The 18,265-nt window shown below is 37.8% G+C and carries 14 protein-coding genes; 12 read left to right on the forward strand and 2 right to left on the reverse strand.

The window, feature by feature from the left end:
- Positions 1–3 precede the first annotated feature (3 nt).
- The 6 genes from ACK4HO_RS02300 (at position 4) to ACK4HO_RS02325 (ending at position 10,070) form a co-directional block, all read left to right on the forward strand.
- Complete coding sequence (locus ACK4HO_RS02300) at positions 4–1,647, forward strand: alpha-amylase family glycosyl hydrolase (RefSeq protein WP_409662004.1); 1,644 nt, start codon at positions 4–6, stop codon at positions 1,645–1,647.
- A gap of 3 nt (positions 1,648–1,650) precedes the next feature.
- Positions 1,651–2,649: a hypothetical protein gene (locus tag ACK4HO_RS02305; RefSeq protein ID WP_409662007.1), complete on the forward strand. Its 999-nt coding sequence runs from the start codon at positions 1,651–1,653 to the stop codon at positions 2,647–2,649.
- Positions 2,649–3,302: a glycerophosphodiester phosphodiesterase gene (locus tag ACK4HO_RS02310; protein ID WP_409662010.1), complete on the forward strand. Its 654-nt coding sequence runs from the start codon at positions 2,649–2,651 to the stop codon at positions 3,300–3,302. Before ACK4HO_RS02305 ends, ACK4HO_RS02310 begins: the two co-directional genes overlap by 1 nt.
- The gene (locus tag ACK4HO_RS02315) at positions 3,299–4,513 is read left to right on the forward strand and encodes an NAD(P)/FAD-dependent oxidoreductase (protein WP_409662013.1); all 1,215 of its coding nucleotides are present in this window, start codon (positions 3,299–3,301) and stop codon (positions 4,511–4,513) included. Before ACK4HO_RS02310 ends, ACK4HO_RS02315 begins: the two co-directional genes overlap by 4 nt.
- 64 nt (positions 4,514–4,577) lie before the next feature.
- Entirely contained in the window at positions 4,578–6,860 is a 2,283-nt protein-coding gene (locus ACK4HO_RS02320; protein ID WP_409662015.1) for a T9SS type A sorting domain-containing protein, read from the forward strand.
- A gap of 57 nt (positions 6,861–6,917) precedes the next feature.
- Complete coding sequence (locus ACK4HO_RS02325; protein WP_409662018.1) at positions 6,918–10,070, forward strand: T9SS type A sorting domain-containing protein; 3,153 nt, start codon at positions 6,918–6,920, stop codon at positions 10,068–10,070.
- A gap of 52 nt (positions 10,071–10,122) precedes the next feature.
- On the opposite strand, the gene ACK4HO_RS02330 is transcribed toward ACK4HO_RS02325, so the two are convergent.
- Complete coding sequence (locus ACK4HO_RS02330) at positions 10,123–10,599, reverse strand: TspO/MBR family protein (RefSeq protein WP_409662021.1); 477 nt, start codon at positions 10,597–10,599, stop codon at positions 10,123–10,125.
- Positions 10,600–10,722: 123 nt separating this feature from the next.
- Here ACK4HO_RS02330 and ACK4HO_RS02335 point away from each other — a divergent pair, with 123 nt between their 5' ends.
- The 6 genes from ACK4HO_RS02335 (at position 10,723) to ACK4HO_RS02360 (ending at position 17,098) form a co-directional block, all read left to right on the forward strand.
- Entirely contained in the window at positions 10,723–11,808 is a 1,086-nt protein-coding gene (locus tag ACK4HO_RS02335) for a diphosphomevalonate/mevalonate 3,5-bisphosphate decarboxylase family protein (protein ID WP_409662024.1), read from the forward strand.
- A complete protein-coding gene (locus tag ACK4HO_RS02340; protein WP_409662026.1) occupies positions 11,805–12,743 on the forward strand; it encodes a mevalonate kinase in 939 nt (312 codons plus the stop codon). The genes ACK4HO_RS02335 and ACK4HO_RS02340 overlap by 4 nt, the downstream gene beginning before the upstream one ends.
- Before the next feature lie 10 nt (positions 12,744–12,753).
- On the forward strand, positions 12,754–13,680 hold the full coding sequence (locus ACK4HO_RS02345; protein WP_409662028.1) for a geranylgeranylglycerol-phosphate geranylgeranyltransferase: 927 nt from the start codon (positions 12,754–12,756) through the stop codon (positions 13,678–13,680).
- A gap of 159 nt (positions 13,681–13,839) precedes the next feature.
- On the forward strand, positions 13,840–14,751 hold the full coding sequence (locus ACK4HO_RS02350) for a pseudouridine synthase (RefSeq protein ID WP_409662030.1): 912 nt from the start codon (positions 13,840–13,842) through the stop codon (positions 14,749–14,751).
- A 150-nt stretch (positions 14,752–14,901) separates the two neighbouring features.
- Positions 14,902–15,264 (forward strand): nuclear transport factor 2 family protein, encoded by a 363-nt coding sequence (locus ACK4HO_RS02355; RefSeq protein ID WP_409662033.1) that lies wholly within the window; start codon positions 14,902–14,904, stop codon positions 15,262–15,264.
- A gap of 67 nt (positions 15,265–15,331) precedes the next feature.
- Positions 15,332–17,098 (forward strand): DUF885 domain-containing protein, encoded by a 1,767-nt coding sequence (locus ACK4HO_RS02360; RefSeq protein ID WP_409662036.1) that lies wholly within the window; start codon positions 15,332–15,334, stop codon positions 17,096–17,098.
- A 31-nt stretch (positions 17,099–17,129) separates the two neighbouring features.
- Here ACK4HO_RS02360 and ACK4HO_RS02365 read toward each other — a convergent pair whose 3' ends face one another.
- On the reverse strand, positions 17,130–17,894 hold the full coding sequence (locus tag ACK4HO_RS02365; RefSeq protein ID WP_409662039.1) for a hypothetical protein: 765 nt from the start codon (positions 17,892–17,894) through the stop codon (positions 17,130–17,132).
- Positions 17,895–18,265 lie beyond the last annotated feature (371 nt).

An 18,265-nucleotide genomic window follows, 5' to 3' on the forward strand; every position in this document is an offset into this window, starting at 1 on the left:
AAGATGAAAAATATACTGCTTACACTTTCCGCTTCACTCCTATTGTTGGGTTGTAATTGTACCAAAGAAGTTACTTATAAACAACAATCCAAAACACCATTCGTTTGGGAAAGTGCCAACGTCTATTTCCTTTTAATCGACAGGTTCCAAAACGGCAATCCGACCAATGATAAAATCATCAATCGCAATAAACCAACAGGCGTATTGCGTGGGTTTGAAGGCGGTGATATTCGCGGTGTAATTCAAAAACTAGATGAAGGTTATTTTACCAATCTCGGCATCAACGCCATTTGGATGACTCCTGTAGTAGAACAGATTCACGGTTCAGTCGATGAAGGAACAGGAAATACTTATGGTTTTCATGGGTATTGGACCAAAGATTGGACTGCGGTTGACCCAAGTTACGGCACTAAAGAAGACTTAAAAGAATTAGTCGAAAAAGCCCACGCAAAAGGCATTCGCATCATGTTGGACGCCGTAATCAATCACACCGGTCCGGTAACCGAACTCGACCCGGTTTATCCGAGCGATTGGGTTCGAACTTCGCCTAAATGCACTTACCAATCTTATGACACTTACATCAATTGTACCTTAGTTGAAAATCTTCCTGATGTAAAAACCGAAAGCAATGAAAACGTTGCTTTGCCGCCAATGTTAGCCGAAAAGTGGAAAAAAGAAGGTCGATTCGAACAAGAAGTAGCCGAACTAGATGCCTTTTTCAAAAAAACAGGTTATCCTCGGGCACCGAAATATTATATCATGAAATGGCTTTCAGATTACATCACTGACTACGGAATTGACGGTTATCGTGTGGATACTGCTAAGCATACCACCGAAGATGTTTGGTCCGATTTCAAAAAAGTATGTGACCAAGCTTTCGTCGAATTCAAAAAAAGCAATCCTTCAAAAGTGTTAGATAACAATGGTTTCTTTACCGTTGGAGAAGTTTACGGTTATAATATTGGCGCCAAAAGACAATACGATTTCGGCGATAAAAAAGTCGATTATTACGCAAACGGTTTTACGGGATTAATCAATTTCGATTTTAGAAACGAAGCCAAAATGAACTACGAAGAATTGTTTTCTAAGTATGCCAACATCCTGCAAAATGATTTGAAAGGCAATACTGTAATGAACTACGTAACGTCACACGATGATGGCTATCCATTCGACAAAAAACGAGAAAAAACCTTTGAATCGGGAACCAAATTGTTACTAACACCGGGAATTTCTCAAGTGTATTACGGAGACGAAACCGCTCGTAATTTGGAAATTGAAGGCGCTCAAGGCGATGCAACTTTGCGTTCGTTTATGAATTGGGACGATTTAAAAACCGACCGAATCAAAAACAAATTGTTGATGCATTACCAACTTTTGGGTACCTTTAGAAAAAACCATCCTGCGGTTGGCGCCGGAGTGCACCAAATGATTTCGCAATCGCCTTATGTCTTCAGCAGAAATTACCATAACGATAAAGTAGTGGTTGGTTTGGATTTACCAATAGGGAAAAAAGAAATTTCAGTCGGAACTGTTTTTACCAATGGAACGAAAGTTAAAGATGCTTATTCGAATGTTGAAGCTGTGGTGGAAAATGGTAAAGTAACTTTGGACACCGGTTTTACATTAGTTTTGTTAGAAAAACTGTAACATTTGCAAGCAAGACCAAAATACGAATTCAGAACTTCTCAAGACCTTATTGAGTATCTTATTTTTGGGATTGTATTTCTAATAGGATTTTTTTATTTGCTTTCGGTTGTTTTTGACAAAACCTATCCACAATTCATTGAAGTTCTTTTTGCCTTTTTTATAGGGTTCATCGGTGTATATTTAATTTTTGCTTATATCAAAAAACGAAGCGTTTTTCTTTATGAAAACTACATCTCTTTCAGGCTCGGTTTTTTATTAAAGCGCATAGAAGTTCGCAATGATGCAATTCTTTCATGGGCAGAAGTAACCAGATCGAATAAAACCGAAAAATGGAACGAGCTAACTATTTTTACCGCCACTAAAAAGTATCGTTTTCAGTCCAATCACTATAATGGCTATGATTTGTTAAAGGAAAACATTACCAAAGACAAACCTCAAGATTTTGATTTTGAAGAAAATCAGAAAGCCTCACTAAACCGAAAGATTGGTTTATTCCTAATCTTTTTAAGTTTCATTCTCCTATACTTCTCTTTAAAAAGTTTAATCAATACTACTAAATTTAGTGATAACACTCCAATTGTTCTAACTGAACAAATTATTACTTCCGGATTGAAAATCAAAAGATATAAGGGCTCAGCATCTATTCACTTAAAATTTAAAGATTATTCCGAATTTGATTTTTACATTGATGCTCATGCTTTTGCAGGAAATGCTGCTGATTTTGTTAAAGAAGTCAATCATGGAGATACTTTAACCATCTCATTGTTAAAAGAAGATTTTGAAAAAAAAATAGCCAAGACAGAACCATTATCTTTCGGTGACAAAAGTTTTAATTATTATACCATAAATTTATATTCGATTTCTCATAAGGGTAAAAGTTACCTGTCATTAACGGACTATGATAAATTCAATCAAGAGAACAAGCAGTCCGGTTTTTGGACTTGTCTTTGCTTAGGTTTACTGCTATTTTTGATTGGTATTTACTTAAGAATTCAAAACTAATGAGTATCCAGAAAATTGGTCATCGCGGTGCGAAAGGTCATGCTGCCGAAAACACTTTGGCTTCGTTCCAAAAGGCAATAGACTTAGGCGTTGATATGATTGAGTTAGATATTCAACTAAGTTTGGATAAATTCCCTATAGTGATTCATGACACTACCATTGACCGAACAACTTCGAGCAAGGGTTTGGTTACCGATTATTCCGCTAAAGAATTGCAAAAATTAGGGATTCCAACTTTAAAAGACGTCTTTGAATTGGTTCAAAATCGATGTGAAATTAATGTGGAAATCAAGGAGTTTTCAGCCACGCAAGCTGTTTTGGATTTGATGGCCAAAAACACTTTCGACAAAAATAAAATCCTGATTTCGAGTTTTGATTGGAATGCTTTGCAGGAAGTTCGTTTTCACGATGAGGAAATTCGCATTGGTGTTTTAACGGAAACCGATTTAGACTTGGCACTGGCTTTTGCCAAATTTATAAAAGCCTACTCCATTCATCCTTATTATCATTTGCTAACTGCTGAAAACGTTCAGAAAATTAAAGATAAGCACTTTAAAGTTTTTCCCTGGACGATAAATGAGCCGGAAGATATTACCTTTGTGGCATCGTTAAACGTTGACGGCATCATTACTGATTTTCCCGAGCGACTATGAACTCAAACTATGACATTATAATTGTTGGCGGCGGTGCGGCAGGTTTTTTTACGGCCATTAACATCGTTGAAAACAATCCGAAACTTAAAGTCGCTATTTTAGAGCGCGGCAAAACCGTGTTGGAAAAAGTGCGCATTTCCGGTGGCGGACGTTGTAATGTGACGCATGCTTGTTTTGTGCCAAATGATTTGGTCAAATTTTATCCGCGAGGCGAAAAGGAATTACGCGGTCCGTTTCACCAATTTTGCTCGGGTGATACGATTGAATGGTTTGAAAAGCACGGCGTCGAATTGAAAATCGAAGACGATGGCAGAATGTTTCCCACTACGGATTCCTCGCAAACCATAATCGACTGCTTTTTGGGCTTGACCCAGAAATTAAAAATTGATGTCCTAACCGGTCAAAGTGTACAATCGCTTTTTCATGGTGACAATTATTGGAAAGTGGAAACGCATCACGAGACTTATTCTTGCCAAAAACTAGTCATGACCACCGGCAGTAATCCCAAGATTTGGGAACTTTTGGAAAGTATGAATCACACGATTGTTCCACCGGTTCCATCGTTATTTACTTTTAATATTAAAGATGCTCGAATCAAAGATTTGATGGGAGTTTCAGCTTTTGCCAATGTGAAAGTCAAGGGAACAAAACTCGAAGCTTCCGGACCTTTATTGATTACGCATTGGGGCATGTCCGGCCCGGGGATTTTGAGACTGTCGGCTTGGGGTGCGATTATTTTGGCAGAGAAAAAGTACCAATTTGTAATCGAAATCAATTGGCTCAACGACGTCACTTTTGACGAAGCAATGGAAACCTTGAAAGAACTCAAACAAGAACACGCTAAGAAAATCGTGAGTAAGAAATCGACTTTTGACTTTCCGAATCGTCTTTGGGAAAGTTTGGTTTTGGCTTCCGCGATTGATAACGAAACCAAATGGGCCGATTTGACTAAAATGCAATTGACCAATTTGGCGAACCAACTCACTAGCGGGCAATTCCAAGTGAATGGCAAAAGCACTTTTAAGGAAGAATTTGTCACCGCGGGTGGCATTGATTTAAGAGAAATCAATTTCAAAACGATGGAAAGCAAGTTGCATGCAAACTTATTTTTTGCGGGTGAAATTGTCAATATCGACGCTATTACGGGCGGATTTAACTTTCAAAATGCCTGGACGAGCGGATTTATTGCAGCAAATTCAATTATGCAATAATTCTTATATTTTAAATTGTAGTTAATTCAAAATCAGTTAAATTTGGTTTCCAAATTGCTGACTCATGAAAAAACTATTACTTCTTCTGTTATTTACTATCACTGTCAATGCTCAATTTCAAACTTCCTATCCAGGTTTATCAAGCTGTTTTGGAGTGTATGATTTAACCGTAGTTGTTCCAACAATTTTATCTCCCGTTAATCCAAATGATTATACGGTTACTTTCTTTGAATCGTTTAATGATGCGCAAAACAATGCAAATCCAATTCTTAATCCTACAGCTTATGCTGGGTTAGGAAATCCAATTGGTATTAGAATTACTAACAATACCAACAATGAATTTCACTTGGCAACCATAACATTAACCCATATCCCAATCCCAATTGCCAATCCCGGTGAACTTTCCTTTTGTGATCCCACTGAATTGGCTATTTATAATTTGAATGATTCGATTAATCAAATAATTATGGGTAATGGTGGCTTAACAGTCACTTTTTATGAAACCATTACTGATGCTCAATTGGGTGTCAACCCTATAATTCCTTTTGGATACATTCCTTTAGTGAATCCCGGTACACAAACACTTTTTGCCCGAGTGAATAACACGCAAACCGGTTGTTTTGCTACAACAACTTTAACTTTGAATACTCAAAATTGTACGCAAAACTGCCAACCGCCGACAAATTTGGTGGCTACATCAATTACTAACACCTCTGTAACTCTTGGCTGGACTAATCCGGGCACGAGCAATTTATGGGAAGTACTTATCCTTCCTTTAGGCTCACCAGCCCCAACATCTGCAAACAGTGGTACTATAGCCGTAACCAATCCATTTACTTTTACTGGTCTCAATTCACAAACCTGCTACTCGTTTTATGTAAGAGCAATTTGTGGCAACGCTCCGATTAGTAACGTCAGCACTTGGAGCAGCGCATTGGATTTTTGTACTTATGATTGTACCAATAATGCTCAGTGCCCTGAAAGTTTAACGCTGATTTCTTTTTTTGACAATAATAACAACGGCGTTAAAGATGCTGGTGAAAATGGTTTTAATATTGGAAATTTCGAATACGAAATCAATAATTCCGGAACAAGCCTTTTTGGTTATCCTGATGAAGGTGTTTTTTACATTTTCGACACCAATCCAACTAATTCTTATGACTTAGAATTTACCGTTGATCCCGATTATGCTGCTTATTTTAGTTCGTCAACCACTTACATCAACATTATGTTACCAACAGGAAGTGGAAGCAGTACTTATTATTTCCCAATCATACAACTTCAAACCCTAAATGATTTAGAAGTTCAGATAACACCAAACGGAAATCCCAGACCCGGATTTACTTATGGCAATATTATTATTTATAAAAACAGAGGAAATCAAACAGTAGTGTCAGGAACGATAACTTTTACCAAAAGTCCGGTAGTTTCCATTATAAATATTACACAAACCGGCACTGTAACCACTGGATCAGGTTTTGATTATACGTTTAGCAATTTGGCGCCAAATGAGCAACGTTATATTTATGTTACCCTGCAGGTGCCAACCATTCCTACCGTTAATTTAGGAGATCTATTAACCAATTCTGTTACTATAGAACCATTGACAGGAGATTCTTTTCCAACCAATAACAATTCCAGTTTATCACAAACTGTTGTAGGTTCTTACGACCCAAATGACAAAACGGAATCCCATGGTGGACAAATAGTTTTTGAAGATTTTACGGCTAATGATTATTTGTATTACACCATTCGTTTCGAAAATACCGGAACGGCAAATGCGGAATTTATAAGAGTGGAAGATTTACTTCATGCTGATTTAGACGAAAACACTTTTGAAATGCTGAATGCCAGTCATACTGTAAATACCCGACGTTCGGGCAATCAACTGACTTGGCATTTCTACAATATTGATTTACCGCCAACAGTTACCAATCCGAATGACAGTCATGGTTATCTTTATTTCAGAATCAAACCAAGAACGGGTTATGCCATTGGTGATGTGATTCCGAATACCGCTTCGATTTTCTTTGATTATAATCCACCGATTGTAACCAATACTTTTAATACAGAATTTGTGGAATTCTTGAGCAATCCAAGTTTTGAAACCGACAACATTGTTTTATATCCTAATCCGGCTCGTGATTTTGTTACTATTAGCAATGCTAACGAAACTATATCTGCAGTGAGCATTTATGAGATTTCAGGGAAAAGAATTTACAGTCTTGCTGAAAACCTGACGACCGAAATTATTATCAACACCTCAGCCTTTGCGAAAGGCCTGTATATTGTAGAAATTATTACCGAAGACAACCATAAAATAAACAAGAAGCTAATTATTAAGTAGATAACTGTAAAACTAAAAGCAAAATAAAGTATATTTGGTTGTCAAAACCAACCAATAATGAAAACAAAACTACTTTTTAGTCTTTGGGCTATATTCTTTACATCAATCTTAACTTCCTATGCTCAAAATTTTCCTTCCTGCGGAGGAACGTTTACGGATCCGGAAGGACCTAATGCCAATTATGTCAGCAATACCGATAGTACCGTAACAATTTGCCCGGACAATACAGGTGAAAACGTTACCGTAACCTTTACAGCTTTTGATGTTGAAGCTACTTGGGATGCGCTTTATGTTTTTAACGGCGCTTCTACAGCTTCCCCACAAATAGCGAGTACAAACGGAGCGGCTAACGTTCCGGGTGGATTAGCCGGTGGTTTTTGGGGAACGGCAATTCCGGGACCATTTACTTCATCGGATGCCAGTGGTTGTCTCACATTCAGATTTAGAAGCGACAATGTAGTAAATCTAGCAGGCTGGATAGCCAATGTGACTTGTGGAGTTCCTTCTGCTTGTCCTCAACCCATTTCACTAACTTCAACAAACATTACCTCTTCCGGTGCCACTATTGGATGGACAGAATCGGGTACGGCTACTGAATGGCAAGTTATCGCTATTCCTTGCGGTTTAGCTCCGCCAACGGCCAATACATCCGGAACAAATGTCACTACAAACTCTTATACATTCACAAATTTAAGCTCTTCAACATGTTACAATGTTTATGTAAGATCCATGTGTAACGCAACTGAATTGAGTAATTGGTCCGGTCCATTAACTTACACAACACCAGCAACTCCAACAGTTTGCGGTGGCTTATTCGTTGATAACGGTGGTCCAAATGCAAACTATTTAAATAATTCAGATGTGACCACAACCATTTGCCCGAATAATCCAGGTGATTTAGTGACAGTCACTTTTACAGCATTTAACACCGAGGCTACTTGGGATGCTTTATACGTTTATAACGGAAATTCTATCGCTACGTCTCAAATCGCAAGTACAAATCCTGCAGGAAATGTTCCTGGTGGTTTGGCCGGTGGATTTTGGGGAACTGCAATTCCCGGTCCGTTTACTTCTACTAGCCAAGACGGCTGTTTGACATTCCGTTTCAGAAGTGACATCACTGTCAACAGAGCCGGTTGGATTGCCAATGTGACTTGTGCACCGCCTCCAACATGCCCAAGACCAACAGCCCTGACTATTTCAGGAATTACTACTACCTCGCTTACCGTAGGTTGGAATGAAAGTGGTTCTGCTAGTACTTGGGATATAATCATCCTTCCTAGCGGAAGTCCTTTACCTAATGCTAGTACAACCGGATTTATAGCGACTACTGTGAATCCTTTCGTTATTACAGGACTTTCACCAAACAGTTGTTACACCATTTATGCCAGAGCAGTATGTTCTGCTAGTGATTCAAGTGATTGGAGTGTCGGTGTTTCAGCTTGTACCCAACCATTGCCTCCGGTTTGTGGTGGTCAGTTTGTTGACAATGGTGGTGTTAATGGTAATTACGCTAATAGTTCTGATAACACATACACTATTTGCCCAACTACTCCTGGAGAACTTGTTACTGTTGTATTTTCATCTTTTAACACTGAAGCTAACTGGGATGCTTTGTATGTTTTTGACGGTAATTCAATCAACGCAACTCAAATTTCAAGTTCAAACACGGGAGCTAATGTTCCCGGCGGTTTACCAGGCGGATATTGGGGCACAACAATTCCAGGACCATTTACTTCCTCAAGTCCTGACGGTTGTTTGACCTTCAGATTCAGAAGTGACACATCAGTTACTGGAGCGGGTTGGGTTGCCGATGTTACTTGTAATCCCGATGCAGACAAAATAATTTTAGTGGCCTTTGTAGATGACAACAACAATGGCATTAGAGATACAAGCGAAATCCTGTTCCCTAATGGATCATTTATCTACCAACAAAACGATTCGGGTACCAATATGAATGGCTATTCACCAACAGGTCAATTTGCTTTATACGACACTAACCCAACCAATACATACGATTTTAGTTATGAATTACAACCGGAATACACAGCCTATTACGCTGCTGGCGCAACAACTTACAGCAATATAAGTATTGCTGTGGGTAGTGGTACTCAGTTTTTGTATTTCCCTGTAACTTTGACCCAAGCCTATGCTGACCTAAGTATTTCTATTGCTCCGGTGAGTCCGCCAAGACCGGGTTTGAATTATCAAAACAGAATTATTTATAAAAATATTGGACTAGCAGCTTCAGATGGTACAGTTACTTTTGTAAAACCGTCACAGGTGACGATTAGCAATGTAAGTCAGGCCGGAGTTGTAAACAATGCGAATGGATTCACCTATAACTTTACCAATCTTCAGCCAAACGAAACCCGAATTATCACGGTTACTATGACTGTTCCTCCTAGTCCAACAGTAAATTTAAACGATTTATTAACGGCTACCGCTACGATTACAGCTATTGCGAGTGATATTAATTTGGTTAATAATTCGTATACTAATTCACAGATTGTGGTGAATTCTTGGGACCCAAATGACAAAATGGAAGCACATGGCGATAAAATCCGAATCAATGAGTTTACCGCTGACGATTATTTATTTTATACTATTAGATTCCAAAATAACGGAACGGCAAGTGCGATAGATATTCGAATTGAAGATTTGCTTGATTCCCAATTAGACGAAGAAAGCGTTAGAATGGTTAGTTCAAGCCACAACTACACGATGATCAGAAACGGCAATCATTTGGAATGGGAATTCAAAAACATCTATCTTCCTTCTTCAACGGTTAATGCCAACGGTAGTAATGGTTATGTTCAATTCAAAATCAAAGCCAATCCGGGTTTCCAAGTGGGTGACATTATTCCAAACAATGCCTCGATTTACTTTGACTCTAATCCGGCTATTGTTACGAATACCTTTAACACCAAATTCTTGAACGCATTGAGCAATACGACTTTTGATGATGGAAATCTGGTTTTATATCCTAACCCAGCTACTAACAATGTTCAAATTAGTTTGGTAAATACTACTGAAAATATTAGTACCATAGTGCTTTACGACATTTTAGGAAAAGCAATCAAAACAGTACCAGTACAATCAAACGAGAATATCAATTTGAATGTAAGCGATTTATCGAAAGGCGTTTATTTGGTAGAAATCAACACTGAAAACAACCTAAAAACGATTAAAAAATTAGTCATTCAATAATTGAATATTCTTAGATATAAAAAATCCCGTCTTTTATCGAGACGGGATTTTTTTATTTATTCAACCACCAAATACTCGCGTTGAGCACTGTGGCAAAACTGACCCAAGCCAAATACGGAATAAAGAGCATTCCGGCAACTTTGTCAATTTTCTTAAACTGATTGTAGGTTTCAAATATCACCAACCAAAGCAAAATGATTTCAATTAAAGCCAATAACGGATTGTGCAATCCAAAGAACAAATAAGACCAAAGCGCATTCAAAGCCAATTGGTACATAAAAAACTTAAAAGCTTTCTTGACATTCTCCTCATCGGTATCAATTCGGTTCCAAATCATCCCGCCGGCAACACCAATCATAATATAAAGCATTGTCCAAACCGGAGCAAAAATCCAATTCGGCGGATTAAAAAAAGGCTTGACTAAAGTCGGATACCAAGTCGTTATGCTTTCACGAGTAACCATACCCGACAAATAACCAATAGTCAAACACGTAGCCACAACGAGCACAATTCTTAAAATCTTTTGCATATTATTTTTGTTTAAATATTGTTCAAATATACTAAACAAAATAATGTTCCTTTTATAAAAAATGTATCTTTGTCCGCTAGAGACCATTTTTGGTCGAACTGAACGAAGTTAAATTTCAAACCTATGCTTTCCGAAAAGGATTTTATGGCAAAGCCATTTTCAACGGTTATCGAAAACGGAAGTTTTCAATGGAGTGCGCCGAGCAATATTGCTTTAGTCAAATATTGGGGCAAAAAAGAAAACCAAATTCCGGCCAATCCTTCCATTAGTTTTACTTTGAACAATTGTAAAACGATTACCAAATTGGCTTTCGCCAAAAAACAAAGCGATAGTAATTTCTCCTTCGATTTACTTTTCGATGGTCAACCCAAAGAAGATTTCAAACCGAAAATCCAAAAGTTTCTAGAACGAGTTGATGTTTATTGTCCTTATCTGAAGGATTATCATTTCACCATCGATACCGAAAACACTTTCCCACACAGCTCAGGCATTGCCTCTTCTGCTTCAGGAATGGCAGCTTTGGCAATGAACATTATGTCTTTGGAAAAAGCTTTGCATCCCGAAATGACCGAAAACTTCTTCAACCAAAAAGCTTCTTTCTTAGCAAGATTAGGTTCTGGAAGCGCTTGCCGAAGTGTAAAAGGAAGTGTTGTAGTTTGGGGAAATCATACTGAAATTGAAGGCAGTTCTGATTTATTTGGCGTAGAATTTCCAGCCAAGATTCACGAAAATTTCAAAAATTACCAAGACACAATTCTTTTAGTTGACAAAGGCGAAAAGCAAGTATCGAGCACCGTCGGACACGATTTAATGCACAACCATCCGTTTGCCGAACAAAGATTCGCGCAAGCACATCAAAATTTATCGGCTATCAAAAAAGTTTTAGAAAGCGGTGATTTAACCGATTTCATCAAAATTGTCGAAAGCGAAGCCTTAACGCTACACTCAATGATGATGACCTCAATTCCTTATTTTATCTTAATGAAACCCAACACCTTGGAAATCATTAATAAAATTTGGAAATTCAGAAACGAAACGAATATTCCTATATGTTTTACCCTCGATGCCGGTGCCAATGTGCATGTTTTGTATCCCGAAAACGTTAGAGTTGAAGTGATGCAATTTATTACTACAGAATTAGTTGGCTATTGTCAAAATGGTAACTATATTTGTGATGCTATTGGAACAGGAGCAATTAAAAAAATATGAAAGGACCATTATTTTACTCAAAGATTCTTCTCTTCGGAGAATACGGAATTATAAAGGATTCTAAAGGTTTATCCATTCCTTACAACTTTTACAACGGCGCTTTGAAAGTGGACGAAAATCCATCCGAAGAAGCGATTAAATCTAACGCGAGTTTGCGTCGCTTTGCAACCTATTTGGAGCAACTCCAAAAAGACCAACCCGAATTAGTGACTTTCAACTTAGACGTTCTAAAAACCGATGTGGAACGCGGCATGTATTTTGATTCCAGTATTCCGCAAGGATACGGTGTTGGAAGCAGCGGTGCTTTGGTTGCGGCGATTTATGACAAATATGCCAACGATAAAATCACAGTTTTAGAAAACTTAACCCGCGAAAAATTATTGCAACTCAAAACGATTTTTTCTCAAATGGAGTCTTTCTTCCACGGAAAAAGTTCCGGTCTTGACCCTTTAAACAGCTATTTGAGCATTCCGATTCTGATTAATTCTAAAGACAATATCGAAGCGACCGGCATTCCGTCACAAAGCGCGACAGGAAAAGGCGCAGTGTTTTTGTTAGACTCAGGAATCGTAGGCGAAACCGCTCCAATGGTGAACATCTTCATGGAAAACCTAAAAGAAGAAGGTTTCCGCAAAATGCTGAAATCGCAATTTATCAAATACACCGACGCTTGTGTGGAAAATTTCCTCGGCGGCGATATGAAATCTTTATTTGCCAACACAAAACAATTGTCTAAAGTAGTCTTGAACAACTTCAAACCAATGATTCCCGAAGCGTTTCACGGCGTTTGGCAACAAGGAATTGACACCAATGATTACTACCTAAAACTTTGTGGTTCAGGCGGAGGCGGTTATATTCTTGGCTTCACCGAAGATTTAGAAAAGGCAAAAAAATCCCTCAAAGATTACAAATTGGAAGTGGTTTACCAATTCTAATGGGTTTCTAATGTTAAGCCGAAAAACCAAACACACTTTACTGAAAATCATCAGCATGTTTTCGGTGGTTCGCGGTTATAACATCCCCGTAATTGCTTTAGCCCAATATTTATCGGCCATATTCATTTTGGCTCCCGAAAAAAGAGCACTCGATGTCTTGCTCGATTTCAACTTGTTTATCATTGTTTTGGTTTCCGGATTAACCATTGCTTCAGGCTATATCATCAACAATTTTTACGACAGCAAAAAAGATTTAATCAATCGCCCCAACAAATCCCAACTCGACCGATTGGTCAGCCAAAAAACCAAACTGCAAGTTTATTTTACCGTAAATTTCATCGTCTTCTTGCTGGCTTTCTTAGTTTCTTTTAGAGCGGTTCTATTCTTTTCCGTTTACATTTTCCTGATTTGGTTCTATTCGCACAAACTCAAAAAAATCACTATCGTAGGCAATTTAACCGCATCATTCCTAGCCGTTTTGCCTTTCTTCGCCATTCTTTTGTATTATAAAAATCTTTATCCACAGATATTTGCCCACGCCACTTTTCTCTTTTTACTCATTCTCATCCGAGAAATGATTAAGGATTTAGAAAACATCAAAGGAGATATAGCCAACGATTACCAGACCATTCCCGTGCTTTTCGGCGAAGCGTTTTCCAAAAAAATCATCACCTTGTTAACCGTTTCTACGATCATTCCCATTTATTATTTGGTCGAGGTTTTCGAAGTTGGTTACATGGACATCTACTTCTACGTCAGCATGATTGTCCTGATTTTCTTCCTGCAAAAACTTTGGAATTCCAACTCCAAACCCGATTACCTAAAACTGCACAACATTTTGAAATTCCTAGTGGTTTCGGGCGTATTTTGCATCGTACTCATCAATCCATCAGTCTTAATTCACGGTAAAAAAATCGTCGAAACGATTGTTCGTTAGGAGCGAAAGTTCAGGGCAATTGCTAAACCTTATTCCCGTTTTCCATTACAATCTCTGCGAGGATTTTCATTGCAACCGGGGCTAAAAACAAACCATAGCATTTTAATCGGCGGTATAAGACTCTGAAATACGTATCTTTGCACCTAAATTACAGAATTTATGAACAAGAATGAAGGCAATAATAAAAGAGGCGGTTCACGTCCGAACAGTTCGCGACCAAGCTCCAATAAGCCTAAACCAGCCATGCAAAAAAGAGCGCAAGGCCCGAAAAAAACCAAGCCAACCACTGAAGATGCCGCTGCAAAAAGAACACCAAAGCCTGCTAAAGCAGCACAAAACAATGTCCCGAAACCTTTAAAATCGGATGACATTCGTTTGAATAAATACATTTCCAATTCAGGAGTTTGCTCCCGCCGTGATGCCGATATTTACATCCAATCCGGGAATGTGAAAGTGAACAATATTGTAATCACCGAAATGGGTTACAAAGTAAAACCGGGCGATGTAGTGAACTTTGACGGAGCCACTTTAACCCCGGAACGCAAAGAATATATTTTGCTTAACAAACCCAAAAACTTTACGACTTCCAACGAAGACAACGACGATTACAGAAATGTATTGGAATTGGTTCGCGGTGCCACCAACGCCAAAATCCAACCGATTGGGCGCATGGACAAAAACACAACAGGTTTGTTGATTTTCACCAACGATACCGATATGGTTAGAAAATTCAGCTTGCCGAATCAAAAATCAGCTAAAATCTACCAAGTTTCTTTAGACAAAAATTTAAAGTTTGAAGATTTAGAAAAGATTTCCAATGGCGTAACGCTTGATGGACACAAATTATACGTAGACGAAATCTCTTATATCGAAGGCGAAGCTAAAACAGAAATCGGGTTGAAATTGAGAACGCCCAACGTAAAAGTAGTCCGTGCCATTTTTGAAAGCTTCAAATACGATGTCTTAAAAATCGACCGTGTGGCTTTTGCCGGTTTGACCAAAAAGAATTTACCACGTGGCAATTGGCGATTCCTGACAGAACAGGAAATTATCAATTTGAAAAACGTTTAAAAAATTATCATACATTTACCATTATAAAAATCCCATTTACTTGGGATTTTTTATTTTAAAAGTTAAACCACATAGAAACATAGATTCAATTTTATCTATAAGAATCTTAAAACAAATAACTATGATTCTATGCGGTAAAAAACAAAACTTATGTCAGCAGAAAAAAATCTCTCGATTGCCCATCTTTGGTTTGAAGCCTTCAATGCCCACAACCTTGAAAAACTATTGTCATTATACGACGATGAAGCCGAACACTTTAGTCCAAAACTAAAAATTCGCCATCCGGAAACCAATGGTTTGGTAACCGGAAAAGACGCTTTGCGCTCTTGGTGGCAGGATGCTTTCGACCGTTTACCAACTTTAAACTATAAAGTCACTTCGCTGACTTCCAATTCGGATCGCGTTTTTATGGAATACATTCGAACCGTAGAAAACGAAGACAATATGTTAGTCGCAGAAGTTTTAGAAATTAAAGAAAACCGAATCATCGCATCTCGCGTCTATCACGGATAATTTATCATTCTGTTAACAAAACCATTCACTAAAAACCAATAGCTTTACCTCAACTAAACTATTAAACATGAGAAACTTATATTTATTTTCAGCAATGATTTTATCGTCACTGCTTTTTGTAAACTGCAAATCTGAAGAAAAAACAGGCGACATCAATGCCATAACCAAAAGCTATTTTGAGTACAAAAATGCTTTAAACCCTTTAGAAGCTACTCAAAACGGCCAAAGCCAATTCAATGACCAACTGGTTTTTGAAATGACCGATTACCACCGAAAAAAACAAGCTGAATTTTACGCTAAATACGAACAAGAATTAGCAAGCATTGACACTACATCCTTGTCAGAAGAAGAAAAAAACAGTTTTGATATCATCGCTTGGGAAGTTTCCGTTGGAAAAGATTTACTAAAGCAGAATGCCAATTTAACCCCTATTCATCAGTTTTGGGGAACTCATTTGACGATGGGACAATTCGCCAGTGCCGAAAGCGCCCAACCATTCAAAACCGAAAAAGACTATCAAAACTTCCTAAAAAGAATGGATGCTTACACTGTTTGGCTTGACTCAGCAATGGTGTACATGAAAAAAGGGATTCAAGAAAAAGTAGTCTTACCAAGAGCTTTGGCTGAAAAAATAATTCCGCAATTTCAGGATGTAATCACCCCTAACGTGGAAGAGAACTTATTCTACTCGAGTTGCAAAAAATTCCCGGCAGATTTCACTCAAATGCAAAAAGACAAATTCTCCAAAGCTTACGCTACGTTAATCAACACCAAACTTACCCCACAATTTCAAAAGTTTATCACTTTTATGCAATCGGATTACGTTCCGGCTTGCCGAACTACAAGCGGTATTGGCAGTTTGAAAGGCGGAAATGACTTGTATAATGTTTATGTGAAACAATGGACGACGACGACTAAAACGCCTGAAGAAATTCACGAATTAGGTTTAAAAGAAGTGGCGCGCATCAAAGCCGAAATGGAAAAAGTGAAATCCCAAGTGGGTTTCAAAGGCACAATTATCGAATTCTTTGAACATGTGAGAAACAAACCTGAATTAAAACCTTTCAAAACACCGGAAGAAGTAATTGCTAATTTTGAAAGAGTACACAAAATCATTGAACCCAATGTGAATAAATTTTTCTCTTTACAACCGAAAACCGCTTTCAGAATCAAAAGAACAGAAGCCTTTAGAGAGAAAACCGCCAGTGCAGAATATTCGCAAGGTGCAGCCGATGGTAGCAGACCAGGCACATTTTACGTTCCGATTCCGGATGTAGCCAATTACAATTATTATGGTGATGAAGATTTGTTTTTACACGAAGCCATTCCGGGACATCATTTCCAAATTTCATTGCAACAAGAAAACCAACTTTTACCTGATTTCAGAAAGTTCAATTGGTTTGGTGCTTATGGTGAAGGTTGGGCTTTATATACTGAAAGTCTCGGAAAAGAATTGGGTTTGTACAAAGATCCGTACCAATATTTTGGCATGTTAGGCAACGAAATGCACCGTGCCATTCGATTAGTGGTTGATACCGGAATACACAGTAAAGGATGGACGCGTGAGCAAGCTATTAAATATTCATTAGACAATGAAGCCGAAAGCGAAGCCAGCATAATAGCAGAAATTGAACGCTATATGGCGATTCCCGGACAAGCTTTGTCTTATAAAATAGGGCAATTAAAAATCTTAGAATTGCGTCAAAAAGGAGAGGAAAAGATGAAAGACAAATTCGATATCAAAGTTTTTCATCAAAAAGTACTAGAATCTGGAAGTCTGCCCTTAGCATTACTCGAAAAGAAAATCAACAACTGGATTACAACAGGGAAATAAACAAAAAAAAGCCGCTCGATTGAGCGGCTTTTTAATTATTAATATTGTTTTCCAAATTATTGAAATCAATGGTATTACCGTTGACATCAAAAAATTCGTAATTGTATTTTAATTTACCGTCTACTTCTTCAATCTTGATGAACATTTGGTAAAAACCTTGGCTCCATTCCACAATCAAATGGTATTCATAATCAGCTACGCCAAAACTCGCAGGTAAATTACTGGTGTAAAGTAATTTTTTAGACTTTAGATTCAGTGTATTGACCTCAATATTTTCGTATTCCCCCATTTCGGCTTCATTTACTTTTTTGCCTAAATAATCAACACTCGCAACGGCTTTGGCCATTTTCTTTTTATCTTTCCCTTTGTTGTAATCATCCTTAATGGAGAAGATTACATCTTTCAAAGCACTTTTTCCGGCGTTGACTAAAGAGAATTTGATTTGGTGATGGTACATTAATTTATGAACTTTTTTGGAACCTTCTTCTGTAGCACTTCCATCGCTTAAATCATTATCGACAATTTCTATGATAGGAATATTTTGCCCGGCAGTTAAGGTATAAGTATCAAATCTTAAGGTTTTTATTTTTTGTTCCGCTTCATCAACAATTTTATCCTTTTCGACAATTTCCGCATTTAAAACCTCAATTTGCTTGATGGCCTCGTCCAATTGCTTCTGCTTTTCCGCAGAAATGGAATTGGAACTATTTCTATATAGCAAATAACCCGACAGTGCTAATAAAACAAATCCAAAAATTCCCAGTACCACAGTTATCATAAGCTTCTTCCCTTTCATTAGAATAAAAGATTTTACATCAAGTTAGTATTGATGGTGTAAAAATAATCGAATTTTCAAAAATTAAAACACTCAAAAACAATAAACTGTAAACATATTATTAACCAATTGCTACCAATAAAAAAGCCCTAACTTTCGTTAGAGCTTTCTGTGCGGGTAATTAGGACTTCCCGATGAATCGGGATAAACTTCTCGTCCTATGTAACAAAAAAAGTCCGAAACTTTCATTTCGGACTTTCTGTGCGGGTAATAGGACTTCCCGATGAATCGGGATAAACTTCTCGTCCTATGTAACAAAAAAAGTCCGAAACTTTCATTTCGGACTTTCTGTGCGGGTAATAGGACTTCCCGATGAATCGGGATAAACTTCT

This window comes from Flavobacterium sp., from assembly GCF_046296355.1.
In the GTDB taxonomy this organism is placed as follows: domain Bacteria; phylum Bacteroidota; class Bacteroidia; order Flavobacteriales; family Flavobacteriaceae; genus Flavobacterium.